23 protein-coding genes and 1 riboswitch are annotated in these 26,998 nt (G+C 38.1%); of the genes, 18 read left to right on the top strand and 5 right to left on the bottom strand.

All coding sequences use genetic code 11. The annotated features are described in order from the left end of the window. Positions 1-9 precede the first annotated feature (9 nt). Entirely contained in the window at positions 10-1,173 is a 1,164-nt protein-coding gene (locus tag H0173_RS09195; protein WP_221846055.1) for a pyridoxal phosphate-dependent aminotransferase, read from the bottom strand. 272 nt (positions 1,174-1,445) lie between these two features. Further along, a riboswitch (SAM riboswitch) is annotated at positions 1,446-1,550 on the top strand. Positions 1,551-1,586: 36 nt separating this feature from the next. Here H0173_RS09195 and H0173_RS09190 point away from each other — a divergent pair. The 9 genes from H0173_RS09190 (at position 1,587) to H0173_RS09155 (ending at position 10,138) form a co-directional block, all read left to right on the top strand. Beyond that, positions 1,587-2,180, top strand: coding sequence for a dehydroquinate synthase/iron-containing alcohol dehydrogenase family protein (locus H0173_RS09190; RefSeq protein WP_260631106.1), 594 nt, complete (start codon positions 1,587-1,589; stop codon positions 2,178-2,180). Positions 2,181-2,483: 303 nt separating this feature from the next. Continuing rightward, positions 2,484-3,461, top strand: coding sequence for a proline dehydrogenase family protein (locus tag H0173_RS09185; protein ID WP_221846053.1), 978 nt, complete (start codon positions 2,484-2,486; stop codon positions 3,459-3,461). 247 nt (positions 3,462-3,708) lie between these two features. Beyond that, positions 3,709-4,932: an MFS transporter gene (locus tag H0173_RS09180; RefSeq protein ID WP_221846052.1), complete on the top strand. Its 1,224-nt coding sequence runs from the start codon at positions 3,709-3,711 to the stop codon at positions 4,930-4,932. A 157-nt stretch (positions 4,933-5,089) separates the two neighbouring features. Continuing rightward, on the top strand, positions 5,090-5,482 hold the full coding sequence (locus tag H0173_RS09175) for a hypothetical protein (protein WP_221846051.1): 393 nt from the start codon (positions 5,090-5,092) through the stop codon (positions 5,480-5,482). A 370-nt stretch (positions 5,483-5,852) separates the two neighbouring features. Next, on the top strand, positions 5,853-7,199 hold the full coding sequence (locus tag H0173_RS09170) for a cytochrome ubiquinol oxidase subunit I (protein ID WP_221846050.1): 1,347 nt from the start codon (positions 5,853-5,855) through the stop codon (positions 7,197-7,199). Then, positions 7,196-8,227: a cytochrome d ubiquinol oxidase subunit II gene (locus tag H0173_RS09165; protein ID WP_221846049.1), complete on the top strand. Its 1,032-nt coding sequence runs from the start codon at positions 7,196-7,198 to the stop codon at positions 8,225-8,227. The genes H0173_RS09170 and H0173_RS09165 overlap by 4 nt, the downstream gene beginning before the upstream one ends. Then, positions 8,228-8,341: a cytochrome bd oxidase small subunit CydS family protein gene (gene cydS / locus H0173_RS22705; protein WP_396021200.1), complete on the top strand. Its 114-nt coding sequence runs from the start codon at positions 8,228-8,230 to the stop codon at positions 8,339-8,341. A 130-nt stretch (positions 8,342-8,471) separates the two neighbouring features. Beyond that, entirely contained in the window at positions 8,472-9,146 is a 675-nt protein-coding gene (locus H0173_RS09160) for a response regulator transcription factor (RefSeq protein WP_221846048.1), read from the top strand. Continuing rightward, entirely contained in the window at positions 9,143-10,138 is a 996-nt protein-coding gene (locus H0173_RS09155; protein ID WP_221846047.1) for a sensor histidine kinase, read from the top strand. The genes H0173_RS09160 and H0173_RS09155 overlap by 4 nt, the downstream gene beginning before the upstream one ends. Positions 10,139-10,180: 42 nt before the next feature. Here the strand turns inward: H0173_RS09155 and H0173_RS09150 are convergent, their stop codons facing one another. Genes H0173_RS09150 through H0173_RS09140 form a run of 3 tightly spaced genes read right to left on the bottom strand, consistent with a single transcriptional unit; the run spans position 10,181 to position 13,449 of the window. Continuing rightward, the gene (locus tag H0173_RS09150) at positions 10,181-10,738 is read right to left on the bottom strand and encodes a class I SAM-dependent methyltransferase (RefSeq protein WP_221846046.1); all 558 of its coding nucleotides are present in this window, start codon (positions 10,736-10,738) and stop codon (positions 10,181-10,183) included. A gap of 19 nt (positions 10,739-10,757) precedes the next feature. Then, positions 10,758-12,695 carry an FtsX-like permease family protein gene (locus H0173_RS09145; protein WP_221846045.1) on the bottom strand — a complete coding sequence of 646 codons (1,938 nt, stop codon included), beginning with the start codon at positions 12,693-12,695 and terminating at the stop codon, positions 10,758-10,760. Beyond that, positions 12,682-13,449: an ABC transporter ATP-binding protein gene (locus H0173_RS09140; protein WP_221846044.1), complete on the bottom strand. Its 768-nt coding sequence runs from the start codon at positions 13,447-13,449 to the stop codon at positions 12,682-12,684. Before H0173_RS09140 ends, H0173_RS09145 begins: the two co-directional genes overlap by 14 nt. Positions 13,450-13,787: 338 nt before the next feature. Between H0173_RS09140 and H0173_RS09135 the strand changes: the two genes are divergently transcribed. The 9 genes from H0173_RS09135 to H0173_RS09095 all read left to right on the top strand — a co-directional run bounded on the left by H0173_RS09135 (position 13,788) and on the right by H0173_RS09095 (position 25,195). Further along, positions 13,788-16,847, top strand: a complete 3,060-nt coding sequence (locus tag H0173_RS09135; protein ID WP_221846043.1) for an efflux RND transporter permease subunit — start codon at positions 13,788-13,790, stop codon at positions 16,845-16,847. A gap of 313 nt (positions 16,848-17,160) precedes the next feature. Further along, positions 17,161-18,507 carry a M20/M25/M40 family metallo-hydrolase gene (locus H0173_RS09130; protein WP_221846042.1) on the top strand — a complete coding sequence of 449 codons (1,347 nt, stop codon included), beginning with the start codon at positions 17,161-17,163 and terminating at the stop codon, positions 18,505-18,507. A gap of 130 nt (positions 18,508-18,637) precedes the next feature. Further along, positions 18,638-19,249 carry a methyltransferase gene (locus H0173_RS09125; protein ID WP_221846041.1) on the top strand — a complete coding sequence of 204 codons (612 nt, stop codon included), beginning with the start codon at positions 18,638-18,640 and terminating at the stop codon, positions 19,247-19,249. A gap of 662 nt (positions 19,250-19,911) precedes the next feature. After that, positions 19,912-21,057 carry a trans-sulfuration enzyme family protein gene (locus H0173_RS09120; RefSeq protein WP_221846040.1) on the top strand — a complete coding sequence of 382 codons (1,146 nt, stop codon included), beginning with the start codon at positions 19,912-19,914 and terminating at the stop codon, positions 21,055-21,057. 189 nt (positions 21,058-21,246) lie between these two features. After that, positions 21,247-22,317 (top strand): YeeE/YedE family protein, encoded by a 1,071-nt coding sequence (locus H0173_RS09115; protein WP_221846039.1) that lies wholly within the window; start codon positions 21,247-21,249, stop codon positions 22,315-22,317. Between the two features lie 12 nt (positions 22,318-22,329). After that, positions 22,330-22,554 carry a sulfurtransferase TusA family protein gene (locus H0173_RS09110; protein WP_221846038.1) on the top strand — a complete coding sequence of 75 codons (225 nt, stop codon included), beginning with the start codon at positions 22,330-22,332 and terminating at the stop codon, positions 22,552-22,554. A gap of 148 nt (positions 22,555-22,702) precedes the next feature. Next, positions 22,703-23,149, top strand: a complete 447-nt coding sequence (locus H0173_RS09105; RefSeq protein WP_221846037.1) for a universal stress protein — start codon at positions 22,703-22,705, stop codon at positions 23,147-23,149. Between the two features lie 217 nt (positions 23,150-23,366). Continuing rightward, positions 23,367-24,023, top strand: coding sequence for a 5-bromo-4-chloroindolyl phosphate hydrolysis family protein (locus H0173_RS09100; protein WP_221846036.1), 657 nt, complete (start codon positions 23,367-23,369; stop codon positions 24,021-24,023). Further along, positions 24,020-25,195: a toxic anion resistance protein gene (locus tag H0173_RS09095; protein WP_221846035.1), complete on the top strand. Its 1,176-nt coding sequence runs from the start codon at positions 24,020-24,022 to the stop codon at positions 25,193-25,195. The genes H0173_RS09100 and H0173_RS09095 overlap by 4 nt, the downstream gene beginning before the upstream one ends. A 51-nt stretch (positions 25,196-25,246) precedes the next feature. On the opposite strand, the gene H0173_RS09090 is transcribed toward H0173_RS09095, so the two are convergent. Beyond that, positions 25,247-26,905: a PAS domain-containing sensor histidine kinase gene (locus tag H0173_RS09090; protein WP_221846034.1), complete on the bottom strand. Its 1,659-nt coding sequence runs from the start codon at positions 26,903-26,905 to the stop codon at positions 25,247-25,249. Between the last annotated feature and the right edge of the window lie 93 nt (positions 26,906-26,998).

Raw genomic sequence — 26,998 nt, 5'->3', positions numbered from 1 at the left:
ATTTATAGTTTAAAACAAATTAAGCTTTCCGATTCGTTCAATAGCCTCTACAAGCACGTCTTCGTCTACTAATAAACCAACCCGGACATAGCCTTCTCCATATTCCCCAAATCCTTTTCCTGCGGCAACGGCTACATCTGCTTTTTCAAGTAATAGGTCGGCAAAGGCTTCACTTGTCAATCCATCCGGAACAGGGAGCCAAGCAAAGAAAGAACCGCTTGGTGCTTCAGCCTTCCAACCAATTTTGTTGCATTGGGCAATGAGGACATTTCGGCGGCTTTCATAGCGTGCTACGAGTTCATCAACACAGCTCTGGTCTTCCGTAAGAGCAGCAGCTGCCGCTTTCTGAACCGCTGGAAAAAGACTGCAGTATAAATGATCCTGGATTAGATTAAGAGCCTCGATAATTTTTGCATTTCCAACTGCAAATCCGACACGCCATCCAGCCATATTATACGTTTTGGATAATGTGTACATTTCAACGCCAACTTCTTTAGCACCTTCAATTTCTAAGAAGCTCGTTGGTTTTTTACCATCAAACCCAATTGCTCCATAAGCAAAATCATGCAAAATGGTGATGTTATTTTGCGTCGCAAACTCTACCGTTTCTTCGAAAAACTTGCGGTCTGCAGTAGCACCCGTTGGATTATTAGGATAGTTCAAATACATGAGCTTTGCCGCTTTTCTTTGCTCTTCAGGAATAGCATGAAAGTCAGGCAAAAACTTGTTTTCTGCTTTCAAAGGAAATGTCTCATATTGAACACTCGCCAGAACAACGCCTGACAAATAATCCGGATAACCTGGATCCGGAAGCAGCATTAGATCGCCTTCATTTAGTAAACACATAGGAAGCTCGACTAGTCCCGTTTTTGTTCCAAAAAGGACAGCTACCTCAGTTAATGGATCAATTTCAACTCCATATTGTTTTTGATAAAATTCTGCCGCTGCATTTTTTAATTCCTGTATGCCACGAAATGGCGAATATTTATGTGTTTTTGGATCCTCAGCAGCAGCTTGAAGCGCCTTTACGATGTGAGGGGGAGTAGGCTGATCTGGATTTCCTTGTCCTAAATTTATGATGTCTCTGCCTTCTGCAATCGCTTTGCTGACTTTTTCTACTAAAGTGGCAAAAAATTGAACAGGCAGTTTTTTTAAGCGATCTGAATATTCCATGTGCTTCACCTTTTCTATAAAAAATAAGTTTATGTCCGTTTTGTAAATGAATTGCATTTTAATTTCAAATTTATATTTTTTAATTCAAAATGTCTAGAGTTTAGCAGAAATAGTCTGAGTTAATATTTGGTTATAAATTTTTTTTATTTTCTTTTTTTTATAGATTTAATCGGAATGAAGGCATTATCTATTTTTGTTTATAAATTTTTCCATGATCGACAAGATTTAAATACCTTTGTATGATCGTAATTATTCAAATTAAATAGTCAATTTACTTATCCAGAGCGACCGAGGGGCAAGGCCCTATGACGTCAGGCAACCCCCAATATTGGGAAGATGCCAATTCCTTCAGAATGATTTCATTCTGAAGGCAACAAAACCTTACTTTCCGGAATTCACCCAGGTTGCATATGATGAATATACCTATATGGGGAGAATGTTCTCTAAGTGAAATCGAAGCATTAGCACAGCTTGTAAAGATGCAAATATCCCACTTTACAGCGGAACAATGTAAAGACTTAATATTGAATCATTCAGAGGGAGCTGTTAATGCTGCTAAGGAAGGGCAATTAACAGATGACTTTATTAAGATCGTGGAAACGGTAATTGTGTTGGGAGGAATGGTTGGCGGTTTTGGCGATCATTTCGGCAGCCTTGCAGGCGCACATTCTACTCACAATGGATTAACAGCTATTCATTCCACTCATCACGCACTTCATGGTGATAAAGTAGCCTACGGCATTATTGTTCAGCTAGTTCTTGAGGAGAAATGGGAAGAGATTGAAGCGATTCTTCCATTTTATCAAGTACTGGGATTGCCTGTTTCACTTAGAGATATCGGAAATACAGATATAAATGAAGAAGTAATAACTGTCATTGCTGAAAAATCATGCTTGCAAGAGGAATCCATTCATGTGATGCCAATTGGGGCAATCACTCCAGAAAGAGTTCATGCAGCGATTACGGCTCTTGAAACGTTTACTTCCCATTTTGTTATCAATAGTTAATTTAGAGGTCAGTTTTCGCATTCGCTTATGCAGAGAACTGGCCTTGTTTGTGAAAAAAAATCCAAAAAAGAAAGCCGCTGGTTTTTTTGTAAGCCATCAAGGAAGGTAAAAACGAAGAAACTAACGTAAATAAGGGCATACTAATATCAACTCCTTGACCCACTTTCCAGAAATGGATATTAATTAGAAAAAGAGGAAGCCAAAAGTGAAAAAAATGCAAAAAACCCTTTAAAATTCTGAAAATTATACCCGAAAAGGTATGATATAATTATTTTAAAAAAATAACAGTGAGGAGTAATCTCGATGTTAAAAGATATCTTTATGGGTCTATCTCAAAACAAATTTCTAAACAGTGCAGCTAAAAAGTATGGTTTAAAAATGGGTGCACAAAATGTTGTGGCGGGAACAAACATAGAAGAAACAATTAAAAGCATTAAAGAACTAAATGCTCACGGAATTTCTTGTACTGTTGATAATTTAGGTGAATTCGTATTTAAAGAAGAAGAAGCACTTGAAGCAAAAGACCAAATTCTTAAAGTTATCGAAGCCATCCATGAAAACCAAGCAGATGCTCATATTTCATTAAAACCTACTCAATTAGGTCTTGATATTGATTATAACTTCTGCTTAAATAATTTAAGAGAAATTGTAGATTTAGCAAGTAAATATGATATGCATATTAACTTTGACATGGAAGACTATGGGCATCTTCAACCATCATTTGATCTTCTTGATGAGCTTTCGAAGGAATACAACAATGTGGGTACAGTAATCCAAGCTTACTTCTTCCGTGCTGAAGAAGATATCCAAAAATACAAGGATTACCGTCTTCGTATCGTAAAAGGTGCTTACAAAGAGCCTGAGCAATATGCTTACCAGGATAAAAAAGATATCGATAAAAACTTTGTAAAATTAATTGAGTACCACTTATTAAATGGTAAATTTACATCTATTGCTACACATGATCACCATATTATTGACCATGTGAAGGAATTTGTGAAAAAGAATAATATTCCTTTAGATAAATTTGAATTCCAAATGCTATATGGTTTCAGAAAAGAAATGCAATTACAATTAGCTAAAGAAGGCTACAACTTTACAACATATGTGCCATTCGGAAAAGACTGGTACGGCTATTTCATGCGTCGTCTAGCTGAAAGACCGCAAAACTTAAATTTAGTTGTGAAGCAAGTATTTAACAAGAAAACAAACACTGTAATCGGTGTAGCAGCTGGAGCTTTCCTATTAGGAAGAGTGACAAAAAAGAAAAATAAAAAATAATACCGAACTTACCTTTAATACGGTCCCGAGAGGCCGAAAAGGGCTGATAGATTAGGTTGGCTTGCTATGCCTGCCTCATCAAAAATCTTTCTTGGTTATTCAAGCCCTTTTGTCCATTGGACGAAAGGGCTTTTTTATACAGTAACTCTTTTAAATCAAAGTCCTGTGAGACTTGGAAAGAGAATGGAAGAGCAATAAGTCCATTCCCTCAAAGCTTAAGGAACAACAACATTGGAGGGTGTAACAAATGGATTATCAAAGAAAAACAGTAGTAGCATCCGTAGCTGGATTAACTTTAGAAGGCATGGACATTATGTTTATTTCTTTTGCCATGTCGATGATTGTAGCGCATTTTCACATTGATTTAGCAACAGGCGGCCTCATTTCATCAATTACAAATTTAGGTATGCTGGCTGGCGGTGTCATTTTCGGAGTTCTGGCAGATAAATTTGGACGCGTGCGAATCTTTACCTATACGATCATCTTATTTGCGATTGGTACAGCTTTAACTGGATTAGCACAAAACATTGAGCAGGTATATATCTTTAGATTTATTGCAGGACTCGGTGCTGGCGGAGAATATGGGATTGGCATGGCGTTAGTTGCAGAAGCATGGCCAAAGAATAAACAAGGAAGAGCGTCTTCTTATGTAAGTGTTGGTGCCCAATATGGGGTTATTCTTGCAGCGCTGCTCAGTGCAATCATCCTGCCGACATTAGGCTGGAGAGCATTATTTTTCGTAGGAGTCCTACCGGTAATTTTTGCTTTTATTGTACGAAAAAATTTAGATGAGTCACCAGAATGGCTTGAAACTCAAAAGAAGAAAAAATCACCGGAAAAAGTAGAAAAAGGCAAGCTTACCCAGCTTTTTGAAACACCGAGAGCCACGATAACAACTATTTCTTTAGCGATTATGGCAACAGTTCAAATTGCTGGATACAATGGCTTAATGATTTGGCTCCCATCTATGCTGCAAAAATCACAGGGCTTATCTGTATCGAGCTCAGCTCTTTGGACAATCAGTACAGCTGTTGGCATGATCGTTGGCATGCTGACGTTTGGCCAGATTATGGATCGTTTAGGTGCAAAACGCGCATTCGGAATCTTCCTGCTTGCTTCGGCATCAGCTGTATTCTTCTACTCTTTTGCTCAAGGCAGTGTAGGTGTTTTAGTAGGCGGGGCCATTGTTGGTTTCTTCTCGAATGGAATGTTTGCAGGGTATGGAGCACTCATTAGCAGCTTCTATCCTGTTGAAGTTCGAAGTACAGCGACAAATACAATCTTTAACTTTGGACGAGCAGTAGGAGGATTATCCCCAATCTTAGTAGGGTATATCCTTCAAAACTACGACATGAAAGTGGCTATGGCTTATCTGGCTGTCTTATATGTTCTATCGTTCACCATCATGTTAAATCTGAAAAAAAGTCCGTCAAAAGTGGTGGAAAATTATATAGAAAGGTCTGTCTCTTAAGAGGCAGGCTTTTTTGTTATACGTTAGGAAAACGTTTATTGCCCGTCGGAGCAGAAAAAGAGCGCCCACGGTAAAAGAGCAGGAACTTTTTCTGCTTGGAAAAAGCCTAATAGATGATAAAATGTTAGTATTACTGATTAATACTGGGGAGATACATATGCCTAAAAGTAATAAGAAGATTTATTGGACTAGTGGTTTGCTGGTGGCCGTTCTATCTTTTATTTTGCATTTAGTGGGGATTAGCGTCATTTTGGGCTCGGAAATAAATATGAAGAATCTCGCAGCCTTTCTAGGTTTTTCTATTGCTGCTGGACTCATCACATTATTATTAGTTCGTTTTCGTTTTAAAATAGCACTTACTCTGTTTTTGGCAGGGCTTTTCATCGGCTTTTTTGAAATGTACCTTCTTTTTTTACGGGACTCTTCTGGCTGGGGGGATTTAGCTGGCCTCATTTCGCTGTTTATGTGGGTTTTTATCGGAATTGGTTTAGGGGTTTTTGCGGAATTAGGTGTTTATTATTACCGGAAGATTATAAAAAAAAATGAATAATCCTGAAGAACGATCAGTTAAAGGAGCAGTACATTCTCTAATTGATCGTTTTTTTGTTGTTCAAAATCCTACCTTTTGACTCAAATTTAATTCGTAATCGTATAGTTAACTAAAAATGGGAAAAGTAATAATTGGCATACAATATTATTATCTATTTGAGTTTGTCACATATTTATCATGAATACGTTGGAAAGTTGTCATCATTACCTAAGTTTAACTATCATTTCCAAGTGTAATATAAAGGTGAGGAGTGATGATCATGTATAAAAAGCAAGAAAAGATATTAATGTGGGTTGTTTTTTCCGTTGCTGGCATTATGATGTTATCACTATTAGGAAGGATATTCGGCCATTAAGGAGGCGATTAGGGAATGGGAAATGAGGAGGCAGTTTTTTTTAGTCGTGTACTTACTGAGCTTACATTATCGTTTCATATTATTTACGCAACGATCGGTGTAGGGATTCCGCTCATGATCATGATTGCGCAGTGGATCGGAATTAAAAAAAATGATGAGCACTATATATTACTTGCACGAAGATGGGCAAGGGGATTTGTCATTACAGTTGCCGTGGGGGTCGTGACCGGAACAGCCATTGGCCTGCAGCTATCGCTTCTATGGCCAAATTTCATGGAGCTCGCGGGAAATGTGATAGCTTTGCCACTATTTATGGAAACGTTTGCGTTTTTCTTTGAGGCGATTTTTCTCGGAATATATTTGTATACATGGGATCGGTTCGAAAATCAGAAAAAACATTTGCTTTTATTAATACCGGTTGCAGTCGGTGCATCTTTTTCAGCAATTTTTATTACCATAGTGAATGCATTTATGAATGCGCCGCAGGGGTTTGATATTGAAAATGGGCAGCTTGTGAATATTAACCCGCTGATTGCGATGTTTAATCCGGCTATGCCGACTAAAGTGGCTCACGTATTAGTTACTGCTTATATGACTTCAGCGTTTATTCTGGCAGCGATTGCAGCATTTCGATTACTGAAGGGCTCAAAGCATGTGTATCATAAAAAAGCGCTTTACTTATCGATGAAACTTGGGCTTGTATTCTCTATCGCAACAGCTATGATTGGGGATTTTTCCGGAAAATATTTAGCTGAATATCAGCCGGAAAAGTTAGCTGCGGCTGAGTGGCATTTTGAAACAGAAGAAAATGCACCGTTATATTTATTTGGTGTTTTAGAAAATGGGGAAGTAAAGTATGCGATCAAGATTCCATTTGCATTAAGTTTTTTGGCTCATAGTAATTTATCAGCTGAAGTGATTGGTTTGGAACAATTTCCTGAGGATGAAATTCCGCCACTTTATATTCACTACCTATTCGATATCATGGTGTCCATTGGTGTTTGGCTGACTGTCTTATCTGCGGTATATGTTTTAGGCACATGGAAAAACTGGTCCTTTGTTAATAAGACCCCGTTCCACGGATTTATTGTTGCTGGTGGACCACTTGCTATTATTGCTATTGAAGCTGGATGGTGGTTTGCAGAGGTAGGCAGACAGCCATGGATATTAAGGGGACTTATGAGAACAGAGGAAGCGGCAACAACGAGTGGTCAGGTTGACTTAATGCTGGTGCTTTTCTCTGCTTTATATCTCATTTTAGGGGTCGGAAGTATTGTTGTTTTAACAAGGATGTTTAGGAGAAACCCTGTTGAAAGGGAGCTTGAGGATCGGCATGCTGAAATAGGCGGTGATCATGTATGACTCTTGAAGTAATCGGAATTTCAGTCCTATGGCTATTTCTATTTGGTTATGTGGTTGTAGCTTCGATAGATTTTGGGGCTGGTGTGTTTAATGCATATAGTCTCTATACTGGCCGAAATCATATTTTAACGAATATCATTCAAAGGTATTTATCTCCCGTTTGGGAAGTAACGAATGTGTTTCTCGTTTTCTTCTTTGTTGGGATGGTTGGCTTTTTTCCAAAAACCGCTTTTTATTACGGAACCATCCTTCTTGTTCCAGCAAGTATCTCCATCATTTTGTTGGCGATCCGCGGATCGTATTATGCCTTTGAAACATATGGATCAAGAGGTCACAAGGGATATACCTTTATGTATGGTTTATCCGGTTTGTTTATCCCGGCGTCACTTTCCATTGTCTTCACCATATCAGAAGGCGGTTTTGTCTCAATGGTGAATAACAATCCAGAGCTTGATTACTGGGCACTATTTACAAGTCCGTTAACATGGAGCATCGTTGTCCTTAGTTTAGCGGCTGTTCTTTATATCTCCGCTGTTTTTTTAACTTGGTATGCGAACAAAGCAAAAGATTTTCAAGCAACGGAATTATTAAGAAAATATGCGTTAATCTGGGCAGGGCCGCTAATGATTACAGCGGCAGGAATTATAGTAGAGCTGAAAGCACATAATGCTGAGCATTATGCACGAATTCTGAATCTATGGTGGCTGCTTGGATTGTCTTTTCTATTATTTCTCGGAACAGTATGGCTTATCTGGAAACGGAAGAGTTATGGGCTCGCTTTTGGTTTGCTGGCAGGCCAATTTACCTTAGCGTTTTTCGCCTACGGAATTGCCCATTACCCTTATTTACTTTATCCGTACTTGACCATTTATGACAGCTTTACAAATGAAACAATGGCAATTTCACTCATTATCGCTTTCATTGCGGGACTTTGCTTGTTGATTCCTTCGTTATGGCTTCTATTGAAGCTGTTCCTGTTTGATAAAAAGTATGTTCAGGGAGATAGTAAAAAAGGGAGGCTTACGTAAATGGAGAGTTTTTTCATTTTTTATGCACCATTTATCGTTGTTGTCTTATCAATTGGGGCTGCATTCTGGCTGGGAGCAAAGGATGGGGCTGTTAGAGGAAATAGTACAGAATAGAATGCAAAAGGTCAAAACTTCTCTTAATTGAGAGTTTTGACCTTTTTTTTGACTGCAATCCATGAAAAAAATTATGATAGAACTAGATAAAATACTTTATTGAAAAAATTGAAGACAAGGTGCGATTCCAATGGTAAAGGTAATGATAATTGAAGATGATTACAAGCTGAGAACGATGATTGCGGATCATTTAGGAAAGTGGAATTTTCAGTCGGTCATCGTCAATGATTTTGAAAAAATAGATGAGAAGGTTTTAGAGCATGTGCCCCATTTAATATTACTAGATATTAATCTGCCAACCTATGATGGCTTTTATTGGTGCGGGAAAATTAGGCAAGTGTCAAATGTGCCAATTATATTTATTTCTTCACGAACAGAAAATATGGATATTGTAATGGCTATGAATATGGGTGGCGATGATTTTATCCAAAAGCCGTTTTCACTGGATGTTCTTGTGGCTAAAATGAATGCTATTTACCGAAGAACGAATGGGAATCAACAAGGTCATGCAGACATAATTACAGCGGGTGAACTCGCTTTAAATCTTGCTAATGGGTCAGCCTCTTATGGAGGAGATGAGGTAGAGCTGACGAAAAATGAATTCCATATTCTTTATTTGCTCATGGGAAAAAGCGGTCAAATTGTATCAAGAGATGAGATTATGAGAGCACTTTGGGAGGATGAACAATTTATTGATGATAATACACTGACAGTCAATATGAATCGGCTAAGAAAAAAGCTGGAAACAATAGGTTTATCCCAAGTGATTGTCACAAAAAAGAGACAAGGATATTTATTTCAATGAAGCTAAAAGACTATTTGCAATCGCAAAAATGGCTGTTTCTCATGTTTGGGGTGCTATTGACCTTTTTTACGATTATCACTTTAATTGACCCAGTCGCAAACATTCATTTTACGAGTTTACTTTACATACTAGGCATCGCTTGTATGATTTTCATCGTTTATTGCAGCTTCGATTACTTTCGAAGAAAAGCATTCTTCGATCAATTAAAAAGAAAAACGGATTGTGATGAATATATTCCATTTCATGATTTGGATAATATCTTTGATAATATGTATGTTGAACTGCTAAAAGCACAGCAGGATAAGTATTTTGAGAGACTTGAGCAAATGGAGCTTGAGCGCAAAGAGCTACAGGAATATATGACATCATGGTTTCATGAGATTAAGACACCTATTGCTGTTAGCCGGATGATCTATGAAACGAAAGGGAGTATTGAGAGCTTATCAGAGGAAATGGATAAGATTGAGCATTTTATTGAACAGGCTCTTTATTATTCTAGAATAAATGATTTTCATAAAGATTACTTTATTCAGGAAATCGATTTAGAGCGTGTTGTTAAAGAAGCAATCAAATTGCATACAAAAACCTTTTTAGCTAAAAGGATTAGAATCAATCTCGATTTGCAAAAGCTTGAAGTGCTGACGGATAAAAAGGGTGTTCTTTTTATACTCAACCAATTGCTATCTAATTCATTGAAATATACAGCCAATAATGGATCTATTTCGATTGGGATTGATAGCGGAAAGAGGGCCATAACGATTAGGGATAACGGTATTGGTATCGCGCCTGAGGATATTCCGCGTGTTTTTGATAAAGGATTCACGGGTAAAAACGGACGGCAATTTCATTCATCAACCGGAATGGGTCTCTATTTAGCGCAAAAAAACGCAGAAAAGCTTGGACATACACTTGCAATCACATCGAAGAAGGAGCATTATACAGAGGCTGTGCTTTCATTTCCTAGTACGGAAGACAAATTGTATCAGATGTAGAAAAACCCCCAGAGATCCTATTAAAGAGGCTGGGGGGGTTACTTATCTTTTTCTGCAAATATATACGAAGGCTGGTGGAATATTAATAGGAACAAAGTCAATCTTCTCAATCTGGAAGACATCTGATAACTCTTTTCTCATCTGCAGCGAGTATTGAAAAGCAATGAAATAACCTCCTGGTCTCAACGCTTTTAACACTTGATGGATTAATGCTGCTCTCATTTCTTTAGGGAAATTGAAGAAGGGTAATCCGCTTATGACGCAATCTAATCCTGTTAATCCTTCCTCCACAATCGTCCTCTTTAATGTTAACGCATTAGTATGACACATAAAATCCGGGTATTCTTTTTGAAGCATGTTCTTCATCACTTCATCCTTCTCAAACAAAAATACTTTTGTCGTATTAGCTGCATGAGATTGGATGGAGGCAGTTATAGCTCCTGTTCCGGAACCTAGCTCCGCTACTGAATGGATTTGTTCCCATGGAACATGCTTGACCATTTTCTGTGATAGAAATGGTGAGCTTGGCCAAATGCTTCCGACTTGCTTTGGTTTATGAAAAAACTTTCGCAAGAATAATAGTGATCTGGAAATTTCCATACTAGCTACCTCCTGTTCCTTATTTGCTGACAATTTCCGTATACTTGAATAAGGTTAATACGTAATATGTTAGATACATTCCAAGATATATCCCAATCATTGTTATAAAGGATTTCAGCATGTTCATTCCAAGGAACGAAGATAGTGCAAAAATAATAACGGAGCTATGGAAAATAGCGATCATGAACGGGATAAGATAGATAAAGATCAACTGCTTTGCGACTGATTTCCTTATTTGTGATTGGCTCATGCCGATTTTTTTCAAGATCTGATAACGAGGCTGATCTGAGGATGCCTCCGTCAAGAGCTTGTAGTGGAGCATGCTGCCGGTTGCCAGGAGGAACACAAATCCTAAAAAGGCACTGATGAAAATGAGCAGCCCGTATACTTGAAAGAATTTATGATAATTCGAATAAAAGCTTGAAAAGATATTTTCCTCTCTTTCAGCAAAATTTAATGATGGGTTTATATAGAAGAGTTCATCTAGCTTGTGATCTAATTCTTTTGCGGATTTTTCATTTTTTAAGCTATACAGCTGCAGCTCCTTGCGCTCTCCATCCTTCTCAAATTGCTCGTATTGTTCATCTTTGACAACGAGCGGAAAAACATAAAGATCATGATTAAATAGGGTATAGCTTTCATAGGCTGCGATTGTAATCGTTTTGTTGCCTGCAAGCCGTATGTCTTTGCCGGTAAAAGGGTCAGAGCTTTGGTCTAAATTCCCATCATAAAATGAAATGGCTTCATTTTGATTTAGTTGCCAATTTGCCCTTTGCCCGATTTGATGAGCAAGTAGCTTATAGGTTGATTCAGGAATTAAGACAATCTGAAAGTCACTAGGCACTCTTTTTAGATTCGACAAATCGCCTTTTATCTGCAAATACTCAATTTTTTGGGAGAAGGTAATTTCGTTTTTTCCATTTTCCTCAATGAGCTGTTCTGCTTTTGCCGCTTTATTTGGATCTGGAACAGTGTACATAATACTGAAAGGGAAGCTAGTCTTTGAAATTTCATTCAAATTGGAATACAGGCTAAAGGTTGTCCCTAATGCAAATAGTGTGAATGTGCTTAACATCGCAATGACGGATAGGATAAGAACATTTCCTTTAATTCGATAGAACAAGTGAGTAATACTAATTAAATGAACATCTTTATAGTAAAAACGTTTCATGCCTTTCATTTTTTCAAGAATGAGTACGATAAAAGCTCTTACAAATAAATAGGTTCCAACGATGATCATGAAAAAGGAGCCTAGAATAGCTTGAAAACCATATTTGTTCCAAAAGAAGGCATCGCTCGGCTGCAAAAGGATTCCGTAGCCGGCACCAATGAAAATAAGAGCGATAAAAGCTGCTAGCCATGACGCTTTTTTCGGTGCTTTCTCTGATTGCTTATGAGCCTTCATCAGCTGTAGTAAAGAATGACGATAAATAAGGCGGTAATTGTATAGAGACGTCACTGCGATGATGATGGTAAAACCAATGATCGTTTGTACAAAAGCCTTAGAAGAAATTGTTAGCTTCGTAATAAGCGTGAGTCCCATTAATTTAATGAGGAGCATGGCAAACAGCTTAGAGAGCGCGACCCCTAATACTAATCCAACACATAATGCCCCAATTCCCAGGATGATGTTTTCAAAAAATAGAAGCAGTCCAATTTGTCCTTTTTCAATGCCAAACAAAGAATAAAGAGCGATCTCTTTCTTGCGGCTCTTAGTAAAAAAGGCATTTGAAAACCAAATGAACCCTCCTGCAAACAAGAATAATAGGAAGGATGATGTTTGGAAAGCGGGCTCGATCTTGTCATAAATATCCATAGAATCGATAATTTGCTGATTATACTGCAATGATGCAAACGTGAAATAAATGACAACGCTAAAAATCATTGGGTATAGATAAAGCAAATAGGCCTTCACATTCTTGCGGAGATTTCTAAGCGCTAGACTATATAACGTCATGGTGACCGCCACCCCCAAGTGTTGCCAAAATATCCAAAATCGCTTGGAAAAATTGTTTTCGAGTTCCTTCCCCTTTATAGATTTCGGTAAAGATGACGCCATCCTTTATCACAAGTACTCGTTTGCAAAAGCTCGCGGCATATGCATCATGTGTAACCATTAAAATAGTAGCTTTCTCTTTTTCATTTAAAATAGACAAAGTCTGAAGAAGACTGTAAGCTGCTTTTGAATCAAGCGCTCCAGTAGGCTCATCCGCAAATATTAAGCTTGGATTCGTAATAATTGCCCGTGCTGCGGAAGTTCTTTGCTGCTGGCCGCCTGATAATTCATATGGGTATTGCCCGAGTATTTTTTCAATTCCGAGCAGCTCTGAAATGCGTTTAATCCGGCTTTCTATTTCTGCAACGGATATATTGGAAAGGGCGAGCGGCAGTGATATATTTTCTTTAGCTGTTAATGTATCTAATAGATTAAAATCCTGAAAAATAAAGCCAAGCTGCTCTCTGCGGAAACGGGCAAGCTCATTTTCTGATAGATTCATAATATTTTTTTCGTTGATCTTAATATGACCGCCTGTTGGGGTATCAATAGTAGATAGCACATTTAGTAATGTAGATTTCCCCGCACCTGAGGGTCCCATGATCCCTACAAATTCTCCTTCTTCCACACGAAGATGGATTCCATTAAGAGCTAAATGGACATTTCCTCTTTCACCGTAAACCTTTTTCACTCCTGAAGCCTCTAATACTGCCATCCTTCATTCTCCTTTTTGTTTCATTCACTGTCTTTACTATAAAAGAGGTGAAAACTGCTATCCATAACTTATCCTTACGATTTTTTAGCCTAATCTTACATTTTTGTCACTTAGTTGTAAAATCCTATATTCATTTATTTCAAAATCTATGGAAGGATGCCCATCAGACTAGAGACCTAGATAAATATCTGTCTAAGGCTCGTTATGAAAGAGGTGGAATGTAGGTAAGATAGTAAATGAATAAAATGTTAATCTTTACCTAGTTGTGATAAAAATTCCAAAATAGGGTCGTTTACAATAAATAATCTGCAGGTAAAGGTGAGAGTGAGGAGAAGGGCTTGAAATTATTGAGGTTTATTGTTCAAAGGAAGATTTTAATTGCATTAATGTCAGTGCTGGTTTTAGCGATTGGAAGCTACTCCATCTTCGACTTAGACAAGGAATTAATGCCAGCCATCAAGATGGATGGCGGGTATGTTGAAATTCATGCGGGAGAAATGGCAGCAATTGAAGTTGAACGGACGATTACAACTCCATTAGAGCAGAAAATTAAAGGGATAGACGGTGTAGAAGATATTCAATCAACTACAAGCATTGGCCGAACGTCTCTGCAAATGACCTTTGAACGCGGAAAAGGAGAAGAAGTGTTTAAAGAGGTTGAGTCCATTGTGAATGCAGTTAAGGCAGAGAACACAGGAATTACGGAAACAATGGCAGGACAATACGGTGCAAGTCAAAGCTACGAATTTTTCATGGATATATCTGGCGGCAGTATGGAGGACATGACACAGTTTGCGAAGAATGTATTAGAACCTAGATTAGAGGAACTGCCGGAGGTTCGGGATGTGATGCTATCCGGGATATTGGAACATGAAGTTTCCATTGAATTTGATCGTGATAAAATGCTGGAGTACGGCTTAGATGCGGCTCAAGTAATTGGAGCGATCAGCCAAGTGAATAGTGAAGCAACTTTAGGTGAATTAAGCAATGAAAAGGACCGTCCTTCACTCCGCTGGGATACGAAATTAGAAAATATCAATGATGTGAAAAAAATTAAAATACCTACCCAGTCAGGATTCATTAACTTAGAGAAAGTAGCAAAAATATCTCTTCAGCCAAAGGAAAGTTCATCATTTGTTTGGAAGGAAGGATCGAAGGATCTCATTTTTATCCAGATTGGCCGTGTGTCAGATGTAACGCAAATTGAAATGGCAAAAGCTGTACGTGCTGAAATTCAAAAAATTCGTGATGAAGGTCTTATGAAAGGGTTTCAATTAAACGAGATGGTGGCACAGGCAGATTATGTTCAAGATTCCATCGATGGAGTCACGAGCAATATCCTTGTTGGAGGGCTAATCGCTGTGATCATCCTGCTTATTTTCTTAAGAAATCTAAGAGCAACGGTTATTATAGGGATCTCCATTCCAACCTCTGTATTATTAACTTTTGCATCTATGTGGATATTTGGTTATAGCTTTAATATCCTTACATTAATTGGACTTGGATTAGGAATTGGTATGATGGTAGACTCATCGATTGTCATTTTAGAGTCCATTTATCGAAAGAAAGAACTAGGATTGAGCAAGCTTGAAGCTGTTTTAGAAGGAACAAAAGAAGTTGCTTCGGCTGTTTTTGCCTCAGTTTTAACAACGATTGTTGTATTCTTGCCAATTGGTCTGATTGGCGGAGAAATGGGACAGTTTATGATCATGCTTTCAGCAGTTGTTGCGATCACGCTTATTAGCTCCATGATTGTGGCGTTTACCCTAATCCCATCCCTATCAGAAAAATTTATAAAGCTTAAAAAGTTTAAGGGAGAAAGACGAGAGGGGATGTTCATGCGAAGCTATACAAATGCTGTTGCATGGACGATACAAAAGAGACGCCGGAGCTTCGGGGTCATTACTCTCTTCATCCTTATGTTTGCAGGGTCATTATTATTGATTTCCAAAATCCCAATGACGATTATGCCTGATGTATATAACCGTTATTCTGAATTAATGGTAGATTTGGAACCAGGGATTACAAATGAGGAAAAAACAGAAATCGTTCAATCCATTCATAACAAGTTAAGCAAGATTGAGGATGTTGAAACGAGTTATGTACTTGATAATGGCGGCATGCTATACACTATTATCAATATGACAAAAGGCGATGAAATTAAAAAGGAACAAAAAGAAGTAAATGAAGACATCATGAAGCAACTGCGGGAATTGCAAAATAGGCATCCAATTGAAGGTGTTCGAAGCGCGATGTCTGGAGGCGGAGGATCCCCTGTTCAAGTTCATATTAAAGGGGAGAGCATTGAACAGCTGCAAAATACATCCAAAGATTTTGTGAAAAAGCTAGGTAAGATTGATGGAATTGTTGGCATCAGAACATCGATGGAGCGTATGTCTCAAGAGGAAGTAATCCTCTTAAAATCTGCGGAGATCGAAAAAGCTGGGTTATCACAGCTGCAGATTAAACAGCTGATTGATCAGTCATTTTTGCAAATGCCGGTTGGCACCATGTCTATTAATGATGAAAAGGTTCCTTTATCTGTTAAGTGGGATCAAAAGATAGCGACGAAAAAGGATTTACTCGATATAAAGATTCCGACTCAAGAAGGCGAGAAAAAATTATCCGACTTTATTGAACTTAAGACTGTGAATACACCTAATGAAATTTCACATCGTGATGGCGAACGCTTTATCTCTGTTTCTGCCGATATTGAAGGCAGGGACCTTGGAGCAGTAAATCGGGATGTTCAGAAATTAATAGAAAATTTCAAGGCACCAGCTGGCTACACTGTTTCAGCAGCAGGTGATCTAGAACAGCAGCAGAAATTAATGATGGAAATGATTTTTGTATTAGGAATCGCGCTTTTCTTAGTTTATCTCGTGATGGCCGTTCAGTTTAATCATTTAGGCCACCCCCTTATTGTCATGTCAGTCATTCCAATGACAATTGTAGGTGTCATTCTAGGTCTATTTATCACTCAAATGGAATTAAACCTCATGTCAGGCATGGGTGTTATCATGTTAATCGGAATCGTCCTTAACAATGCCATATTGTTGATTGACCGAACGAACCAGCTTCGTAAGGATGGATACTCAGTAGAAGAGGCACTAGTTGAAGCAGGAAAAAATCGCATACGCCCGATTTTCATGACAACCTTAACAACAGCAGGCGGAATGCTTCCACTAGCCTTGGCTTCCGGAACATCAGGAAACTATCAGGCTCCAATGGCCACGGTGATCATCTCTGGCTTAATGTTTGCAACCTTTATTACATTACTGCTTGTCCCAGCGGTATACCGTTTATTTACTGTAAAAGGATTAAAGATCGGGTTGGCCCGAAAACAAAGCCGTAAAGATAAAGTGGAAGTTCAAGGAGTTCCTGAAACGGTGAATTAAGGAATGAAAGTATGGAAACAGCTCAAATATGGTTTGGGCTGTTTTTTCATTCATTAATGAAGTTTTAGCATGTGCAAAAAATAATAGATATGCAGGATAGTTAGTATCAACCTTTTGTATCTTGATGTAACAAGTGCTCATTAGACTTTCGGCTTATTGGTTTGGAGCAAGCTAGCCAATACCTTAGTCCCGTGGGGAAAGCTCTTAATAATAAATTGCTAGGGTAAAAGTTTCGTTTTTTAATTTTGTAAAGGATTGGAGATGATGAAAGCGAATACTTCTTGAGAAATTACTCTCAAGGAGGTTTTTAATAATGAAAAAAAGCTCTTCTATCTTGCTCTCCACACTTCTAGTTACTTCATCTTTGTATTTCGCTCCTTTGAATTCCGCAATTGCTGCAGAAGCAGCACCAAACCATGATGTCCATCCAAGTGAAAAGGCATTTGACCAAAAAGTGATTGCCCGTGTTAGTGCAGAGAGAATTTACGAAGATGTTTATTTTCTTTCTGAAACGATCGGCCCGCGTGTAACGGGTACCGAAGAAGAACAGAGAGCAGCAGAGTTTATTAAAGAGCGCTTGCTTTCCTACGGGTATGAAGTCTCGACACAGGAATTCAGCATCCCTGATAAAATGACAGGTCATTTACAGACAAGTGATCAAAACGAGGTTTTGGTCAGTATTCCTTCAGGTTCTGCTGATACACCGACAGAAGGAATTACGGCAGAACTTTATGATGCAGGTTTAGGCAAAGGAGCTGATTTTACAGAGGAGGCTGCCGGAAAAATTGCTCTCATCTCAAGAGGAGAGATTACTTTTAGAGAAAAAGTCGATAATGCAGCAGCAGCTGGAGCAATTGGGGTGCTTATTTATAATAATGTTGATTCTCCGGGTCCGATCAATCCGTCTCTTGGCAGCGGAGAAGTATCCATTCCAGTTGCAGGGATTACAAAGGCAAGCGGGGAGGCGCTTCTTCAGGACGTAGCTGCTCAAAATAAAACTGTAACATTAAAAGTGAAACGGATTGAAAATGCAAAATCGCAAAATATCATTGCAACCCGAACGCCTCAAAAGGGGAAGGATCATGACATTGTTCATGTTTCAGCACATTTTGACAGTGTTCCATTTGCACCAGGTGCGAGTGATAATGCCTCTGGTACAGCAGTTGCACTGGAGCTTGCCAGAGTATTAAAAAGCTATCCTATTGAAAAAGAACTTAGATTTGTCTTTGTAGGTGCAGAGGAAATTGGGCTAGTAGGTTCTGAGCACTATGTAAGCCAGCTAAGTAATGAAGAGATTCAAAGAAGCATCGCAAACTTCAACATGGATATGGTTGGAACATCATGGGAAAATGCGACAGCCATCTATATGAACACAGTGGATGGAAAAGCGAACATTGTAACGGACACGGCACAGGCAACAGCCAAAAGAATTGGAACCCCTTCTGAATTAGTTCTATATCAGCGCGGGGCTTCTGATCACGTTTCCTTCCATGATTCCGGAATTCCAGCTGTCAATTTCATTCGACGGGAGCCAGGCACCGCTAATCTCGAGCCTTACTACCATACACCCCTAGACAAAGTCGAACATATTAGCATCGCACGATTAAAAGAGGCTGGCGATTTAGTAGGGGCGTCTGTTTATAATTTAGTAGGTAAGTAATTTAATAGATAGAGAGAAGCTGATTTCTTATAGAAGTCAGCTTTTTTGATGGAAAAATTCTTCTTGTTGCAATGAAAAGATTACAGGATAAAATAGACATATTAAATATGTTTGACGGGTAGGAGCCTCTATGAAAGAACAAGATTATGATCAATTATTGCAAATAAAAACATGCGGGGATCAAAAGGGTTTTAACACTTCTTTTCATTATCACCGTTATGAATCTACACCCTATCACGCACTTGAAATTTTATTTAAACAATATGAATTGAAAAGCAGCGACAGGTTAGTTGATTTTGGCTGTGGAAAAGGAAGGCTGAATTTTTTTGCAAATGATTGCTTTCATGTTTCTGTAGTGGGAATTGAAATGAATAGGGAGTATTATGAAGAAGCTATTAAGAACCGGGATTCATATTTAAAAAAATATAAAAACAGAAAAGAAGATATTCATTTTCATTGTTGTTTAGCAGAAGACTACAATATTGATCCAAAAGATAATTGCTTTTACTTTTTTAATCCCTTTTCCATCCAAATTTTTATGAAGGTGATTAACAATATTTTGCGCTCTGTAGAGGAAGTTGAACGGAATATCGATTTGATTTTATATTATCCCTCGGAGGAATATATCTACTTTTTAGAAAATAAAACAGCTTTTGAAATGAGAGAAGAAATATTATTACCACAGTCTTTTCATAATGCAAATGAAAGGTTTCTAATATACCGGTATTCAGAAGGGGAATAGGACTTTTTAGAATAAAAGCAGGTTCAATTGTCTGTCATTGAGGGAATGACGGCCAAGTCGGAAGGAACTTAGGTTCGAAGTGGTCGTCATAGGAGGAATGACGGCCAGTTCAGAAGGAACTTAGGTTCAAAGTGGTCGTCATATAGGGAATGACGGCCAAGTCAGAAGGAACTTAGGTTCGAAGTGGTCGTCATAGAGGGAATGACGGCCAGTTCAGAAGGAACTTAGGTTCAAAGTGGCCGTCATATAGGGAATGACGGCCAGTTCATAAGGAACTTAGGTACGAAGTGGTCGTCATAGGAGGAATGAAGGCCAAGTCAGAAGGAACTTAGGTTCAAAGTAGTCGTCATATCAGGAATGAAGGCCAAGTCAGAAGTCACTTAGGAGCAAAGTGGTCGTCAAAAAAGAATAGCGAATACTTTAGATTTAAAGTAACTCGAAATGTTCATTAGCGCCGCAACAGACATATTTAAAGCCTTAACAGCCTAGACGATACCCAAATTCAATCAAACGTTTGATTAAATAAAAACACTTCTAATTAATAGATAAATAATATAGGAATATTCTTTCACTTTGGTTTAAAATAAAGAAGTAAGTATCGAACAATTCTATTAATCAAACGTTTGTTTAAAAAACTCTACTACATAAAGAAGGTGCCTGTTTTGGAAAAGCGATTTGAAACTTTAGTGTTACACAGCGCAGAAAAAAATAAGAAGCCGATTAAAAGCAAGGTTACACCTATTTATCAAACCTCTGCCTTTACTTTTGAAGATTTAGATGATCTGGAAGGGTATTATCAAGGTGAAGGAAATTACTTATATTCTCGTGTAGGAAATCCGAATACAGATGAGCTTGGCCAAGCTGTCGCTGCGATTGAAGGAGCACCTGCGGGCGTCGCTACTTCATCTGGTCTCTCTGCGATTTTGGCTGGCGTACTTGCAGTAATAAAAAGCGGGGATCACATTGTAGCTGCTGATGATGTGTATGGCGGAAGCTTCCATTTACTTAAGGAAGAACTAAATCAGCTTGGGATTGAAACGACATTTGTGCCCTTCTCAGACTTGAAAAATGTAGAAAATGCAATTCAATCTAATACAAAGCTTCTATACACAGAATCGATTTCCAACCCACTATTAAGGGTGGAAAATCTTGAAGCTGTTGTCGAGCTTGCGAAAAAGCATAAGTTAGAATTGCTAGTAGACAATACCTTTGCTACTCCATTTCACTGCACTCCCTATAAATTAGGAGCCGATTTAGTTATCCATAGTGCGACTAAATATATTGGCGGTCATAGTGATGTTACGGCAGGAGTTGTTGTCGGCAGACAAGATTTAGTTGAAAAAGCGAAAGCAAAGGTCGTAAATCTTGGAGCAAATGTAAGTCCATTTGAAGCATGGCTTACATACCGTGGTTTAAAAACTCTCGCTCTTAGAATGAAAAGCCAGTCCTTCAATGCCAGAAAGCTAGCTCTTGCTCTAAAAGAGAATGTAAATATTTCAAAAGTATATTATCCATTTAACGAAGCTGAAACTGGATTTGGCGCAATGGTTTCGATTGAACTTTCCAAAAATGTGGACGTGAATCAATTTTTCAAATCCCTTTCATGGGTGAAGATCGTTCCGACTCTTGCTGGTGTGGAAACAAGCGTTTCGCATCCATTAACCACCTCTCACCGTGCCCTACCTCCTGAAGCATGCGAAGCGTTAGGGATCACAAGAGAAGTAGTGAGAATTTCTGTTGGAATTGAGCATGAGGATGATATTATCGCTGCATTCGAGCAGGCTATAGAACAATCAATAATAAAATAAATACCCGAGTAAAAGAGTCTGTTTTATATATTAAAGCAGACTCTTTTTTTTATGTAAAAAAACATTACAAAAGTGTTGAAATTGTAATGTTTTGTCAATGATTTTTACTTTAAATCATATTGACAAAAAACAAAATCGGCATTACTATTATTCCTATCTTATTACTTGGTTATTGAGGAGGAATCCAATATGCTTCAAATGATCCTTACAGGTTTGCTGATCGGAATATTGCTTGGTTTTGTCATGCAACGAGGCCGTTTCTGTCTAACAGGCGGATTTAGAGATATGTATATTGCCAAAGATAATCGAATGTTTTATGCACTACTGATAGCGATTGCTGTTCAAAGCATTGGTGTATTCACGTTAATTCAGTTGGGGATAATCGAGTTCTCGGCAGGGAATTTTGCTTGGCTAGCAACAATCGTTGGCGCTTTTGTCTTCGGCATTGGTATTGTATTTGCTGGAGGGTGTGCAACCGGAACATGGTATCGTGCGGGCGAAGGATTAATCGGGAGCTGGATTGCTCTTTTTGGATATATGGTTATGAGCGCTGTGATGAAGTCAGGCCCATTGGCTTCTTTTAATCAATCTTTAAAGACCATTCAATTTGGAAGTAATTCTATAGCAGAGTCTACGGGACTTCCTGTTTGGGTATTTATTGCTATTCTTTCTGCCATTGTTGTATGGATTCTTATTAGAGAAAGCAGAAAACCGAAAGTGGCAATTCCTACTATGAAGCCAAAGCGTAAAGGAGTCGCTCATTTATTATTTGAAAAACGCTGGCATCCGTTTTTTACCGCTTTATTAGTTGGGTTCATCGCTATCGTTGCTTGGCCTTTAAGTGAGGCAACGGGAAGAATGTTTGGTCTAGGTGTTACCGTCCCGACTGCTAATATTCTTCAGTATTTAGTAAATGGAGATTCATCTGTATTGAATTGGGGAGTATTTCTCATTCTAGGAGTTTTCTTAGGATCTTTTCTGGCTGCAAAAGGAAGCCGCGAATTTCGTTTTAGAATGCCTGATACAAAGACAGGAATTCGTAGTTTTATCGGTGGTATTTTAATGGGATTTGGAGCAAGCCTTGCTGATGGATGCTCTATTGGAAACGGGCTAGTAATGACAGCGATGATGACATGGCAAGGATGGGTTTCCTTAGTATTTATGATTTTGGGCACATGGACGGCATCATATTTCATCTTTATCCGTCCAACGGTGAAAAAGAAAGCAGTAAATGCAGGAACAACAATTAAAACAGCATAGGTGGAATGTATGATGCAAAAGGTATTACAAGTGATGGGAATGGTTTGCCCTTTCCCTTTAGTAGAAGCAAAAAGTGTTATGGAAGAGCTTCAATCAGGAGATGAATTAGTTATTCAATTTGATTGTACACAGGCAACGGAAAGCATTCCTCGATGGGCAGCGGAAGCCGGCCACACTGTGACGAATTACGAGCAACTGGATGAAGCTGCATGGACCATAACAGTGAAGAAGAAATAATGAAAAGCCTCAGTTTGTTGACTGGGGCTTTTCGTTATTCAGGATTATTTTCGTACATAAAGCATTAGAATTTTTCACTAATATTTAACAATTGCCAATTTCCATCATTCCGAAAAATGATAAAATCAAGGAGGGAGGAGAGATTAATATGGGACTAACGTATAGAAATATTGTCGTTGCGGTGGATGGTTCAGAAGAAGCAGAATGGGCTTTCAAGAAAGGAATCGAAATTACGAAGCGGAATAATGCGGATTTGCATATTGTTCACGTAGTAGAATTACGTTCCTATCCTTCCGATGCTGCTTCCATTAAGGGAAGAGCAGAGAAGTATGGGACCGAATTATTAGAGAAATATAAGAAAATGGCTATGGAACAAGGAATTCAGAATGTAGATATGGTGCTTGAATTTGGCTCTCCAAAAGTTACGATCACCAAAAAGGTTGCACCTAAAATTAAAGCAGATCTGATTGTTTGTGGAGCAACGGGTTTATATGCAGTGGAGCGTTTATTTATCGGCAGCGTATCTGAGAACATAACTCGTTCAGCTAACTGTGATGTCCTTGTTGTTAGAACTCAAAAAAATGAGAGTGAATAATTCTGTTAAAAAAGCTCGCCAATCGGCGGGTTTTCTTTTTTTGCCTAAAATTTCAAAGCTAAGTCTCAAGACCTAGAACAATTTACTTTTGCAGTCTATAGATGGAAGTCTTTTTTTCGTGTATGTTATAGAAGAAGGGAAATTTTTTCACAACTGAAACTTGGAATTGTGTCATACGTATATATATTAAGGATTTCATGTCAGGAGTCGATTAAAAATGAATCAATTTTTAGCGTTTCTTTTACGGATGTTAATAGCAATTCCAGCATCCTCCAGTGTATGGCTGCTAAGCTATTTTGCTTTCAATCAAGCATTCTGGATGTCAGGGGTCATTGGCTTTGGAGCTGGAGTTCTTACTTATTCAATAACGGGTGTCATTCAAAAGCATCGTTTCTTAAAACAGCATGGGCTAACTAGGAAGGAATATCAATACATTAAGAAGAATATTGTTGAAGCCAAAGAGAAAATTACGCGTTTGCACAAGGCGGTTTTCTCCATTCGACATATTCCCTCTTTAAAAAAGCGGATGGAGTTAATGCGGACAACAAGAAAAATTTATAAGCTAACGAAAAGGGAGCCAAAACGTTTTTACAAAGCCGAACAATTTTACTTTTCCCATTTAGACTCAGCTTTGGAGCTCTCTGAAAAATACGTGTTTCTATCCTCACAGCCGAAAAAAACATATGAGCTGGATCAATCGCTTTATGAGACACGCCGTACTCTTGAGGAATTAACAACTATGATTGAAGAAGATTTATATAAAGTCATTTCCGATGATATTGATCAGCTAAATTTTGAAATTGATGTCGCCAAGCATTCGATTAAAACAATAAAGGATACACGAATTATTGACGAAAGCAGGAGATTAAAATGAGTGAACACAATTCATCTCTTTTAAAAAGTACAGCCGAAACTAATTTAATGGATGATTTGCTTGCAAATCCATTTGGAGATGATCAAGAGCTCGTTAGCCAAAATGAGGAGCCGAAGGATAAGCGGGTCAGGCTAATTGATGTAATACCAGAGGAAAATAGAGAAAAGGCTTATCAGCTTGCGAAGCAAATCGATCCAACAAATCATCAGGCAATGATTTCCTACGGTACGCCTGCACAGTCTAAGCTTTTATCCTTTTCCAATTCCATGCTTGAACAGGTTCAAAAGAAGGACATTGGCGAGGTCGGGGAAATAATTAGTGAGTTAATGATGAAATTCAATGAAGTGAATCCTGATGATCTAAAAGCGGAGAAGCCGTCTTTTCTGTCACGCATGTTTGGCAGAATTTCGAGCTCCATTCAAGAAACATTGTCCAGATATCAGAAGACAGGTGCACAAATTGATCGAATTAGTGTGAAGCTTGAACGCAGCAAAAATATCCTTCTATCGGATGTTGTTATGCTTGAAAAGCTTTACGAAAATAACAAGGAATATTTCCATGCGCTAAATATCTATATTGCTGCAGGTGAACTAAAACTGGAAGAATTGAATGAAGTGACGATCCCAGCCTTTAGGAAAGTAGCTGAGGAATCAAACGATCAAATGAAGTTTCAAGAAGTGAATGATATGATCCAGTTTGCAGACCGGCTAGATAAAAGACTGTATGACTTAAAATTGAGCAGAGAAATTACGATTCAAAGTGCACCGCAAATTCGTCTAATCCAAAATACGAACCAGGCTCTAGTTGAAAAGATTCAATCATCCATTATGACAGCAATTCCTCTATGGAAAAACCAAGTAGCCATTGCTCTGACGCTCATAAGGCAACGCCATGCGGTCGAAGCACAAAAGCAGGTTTCGAAAACGACGAATGAGTTATTATTGAAAAATGCAGAAATGTTAAAGACCAATACGATAGAGACAGCTAGGGAAAATGAGCGGGGTCTTGTCGATATTGAAACGTTGAAGAAAACACAAGAAAACTTAATCTCCACTCTTGAAGAAACGCTAAGAATTCAAGAAGAAGGCCGTCAAAAGCGCCGCCTGGCTGAACAGGAGCTTTCCTCTATGGAAAACGAGCTAAGACAAAAGCTGCTGGAGATAAAAGGATAAGTTGAAAAAGCCGTATTAATCAAACGTTTGATTAATACGGCTTTATTAATATTACGCCTGTTCCACTAATTTTAATCTGTTCTCAGTGAATGCCGGGAATTTGATTATCACTTCTGTTCCTTCATTCACCTTACTATTGAAAACAATAGTGCCATTATGAGATTGGGCAATTTTATAGCTAACAGTCAGTCCTAAGCCGGTTCCTTTTTCTTTAGAAGAATAAAAAGGTTCCCCGATTTTTTCTAGTCGTTTTTCGGATATGCCACAGCCCTTGTCCTTTACCGTAATAGAAATTTCACCAGTATCCTCAGACTTTATATGAACAGTCACTTTTCCTTTACTTGTAGAGGCTTCTATTGCATTTTTGATAATATTAATAAACAGTTGCTTTAATTGACTTGGTTCGCAGTCCATACAATATTCATCCTGGTCAGAAAGTAAATCAATTCCAACATTATATAAATTGGCATCAGATTGCAGCAAGGATATAACCTCAAATAGAATTAATCGGACATCCGCCTTGATAAATTGAAGCTGCTGCGGTTTTGCTAGAAGGAGGAGCTCTCCTGCAATATAATTAATTCGATTTAATTCATCCAACATAATTTTATGATATAAATGATCTTTTTCGTTTTCATTCTGAAGAAGCTGAACGAAACCGATTAGCGATGTAAGCGGGTTTCGAATTTCATGTGCAACACTTGCTGCTAATTCACCAACAACGGATAGCTTTTCAGTTCTTCGCAATCTTTCTTCTGTCTGTCGAAGAAGGGTAACATCTTTACCGTAACCAATGATACCATCGACTTTACCATTCATCATAATTGGAAGGTTTGTACATTGCAAGGTGATGATATCGCCATTTTTGTGGGTAATATCCAGCTCATACTTTTGATTACTTTCACCATTAATAATATTCGTGATGGAGCGTAGTACAAGTTGATAGTCATCATTTGATAATGAGTCTTTTAAATGTTTTCCGACTATTTTCTCGCGATTAAAACCAGTAATGGTTTCAAATTGTGGATTTACATTCGTTACAACACCGTCTAAATTAATCATGTAGACAATATCAGGATTATACTCGAATAGCGACTTATACTTTTCGCGGCTTCTCTTTAAGAGATTTTCAACGTTTTTTCTTTCAGTTATATCTCTTCCGATAATAACAAGCCCTTTACGGCTGCCATCTTCATGAAAGAGAGGGACTTTTATCGTATCAAAGGTTTTTTGCAGTCCATTTGGCAGCGGAACGACTTCTTCAATATGAGTAATACTTCTATTATTCCATGCCTCTTCATCTGAAACCACGCAATAGCGAAGAGCATCCCCGTAAAACTCTGTATATTCTGCTAGCTCCGAGTCTGTCTTCCCTTTATAATCTACATTTTCTAGCTGGAATAATTTTAAACCGAATTCATTTGCTTCAATCCAGCGTCCTTCTCCATCTTTGAAGTTAACGAAGTCGACCATAGAGTTAATTAGAGTCGATAATCGCTTTTCTTCATCTTGGACACTATTTAATTTTTCGGTTTTATTGATAAAATAATAGAATAACCATCCAGTTATCACGATATATAGTAATTCCTTCAGTCTTTCTATTACAGTTATAAATGGAGAGGGCTGAAATAAACTTAGGAGATGGTTGGATCCATAAATCCAAATAACACTAATTATTATATAAAGAATTAATAGTCTCTTTTTGTTCATTTGATGATTGATCTCCTGTTCCATACCTAAATAGAGGAAATGACAGTTTGCATTTAGCTATGTTCTTATTGGTAAAATTATAATAACAGACCT

It is taken from the genome of Bacillus sp. S/N-304-OC-R1 (assembly GCF_019749375.1).
GTDB lineage: Bacteria > Bacillota > Bacilli > Bacillales > Cytobacillaceae > Cytobacillus.
The sequence above is the reverse complement of the archived record's forward strand: the minus strand, read 5'-3'. Positions and strand labels throughout refer to the sequence as shown.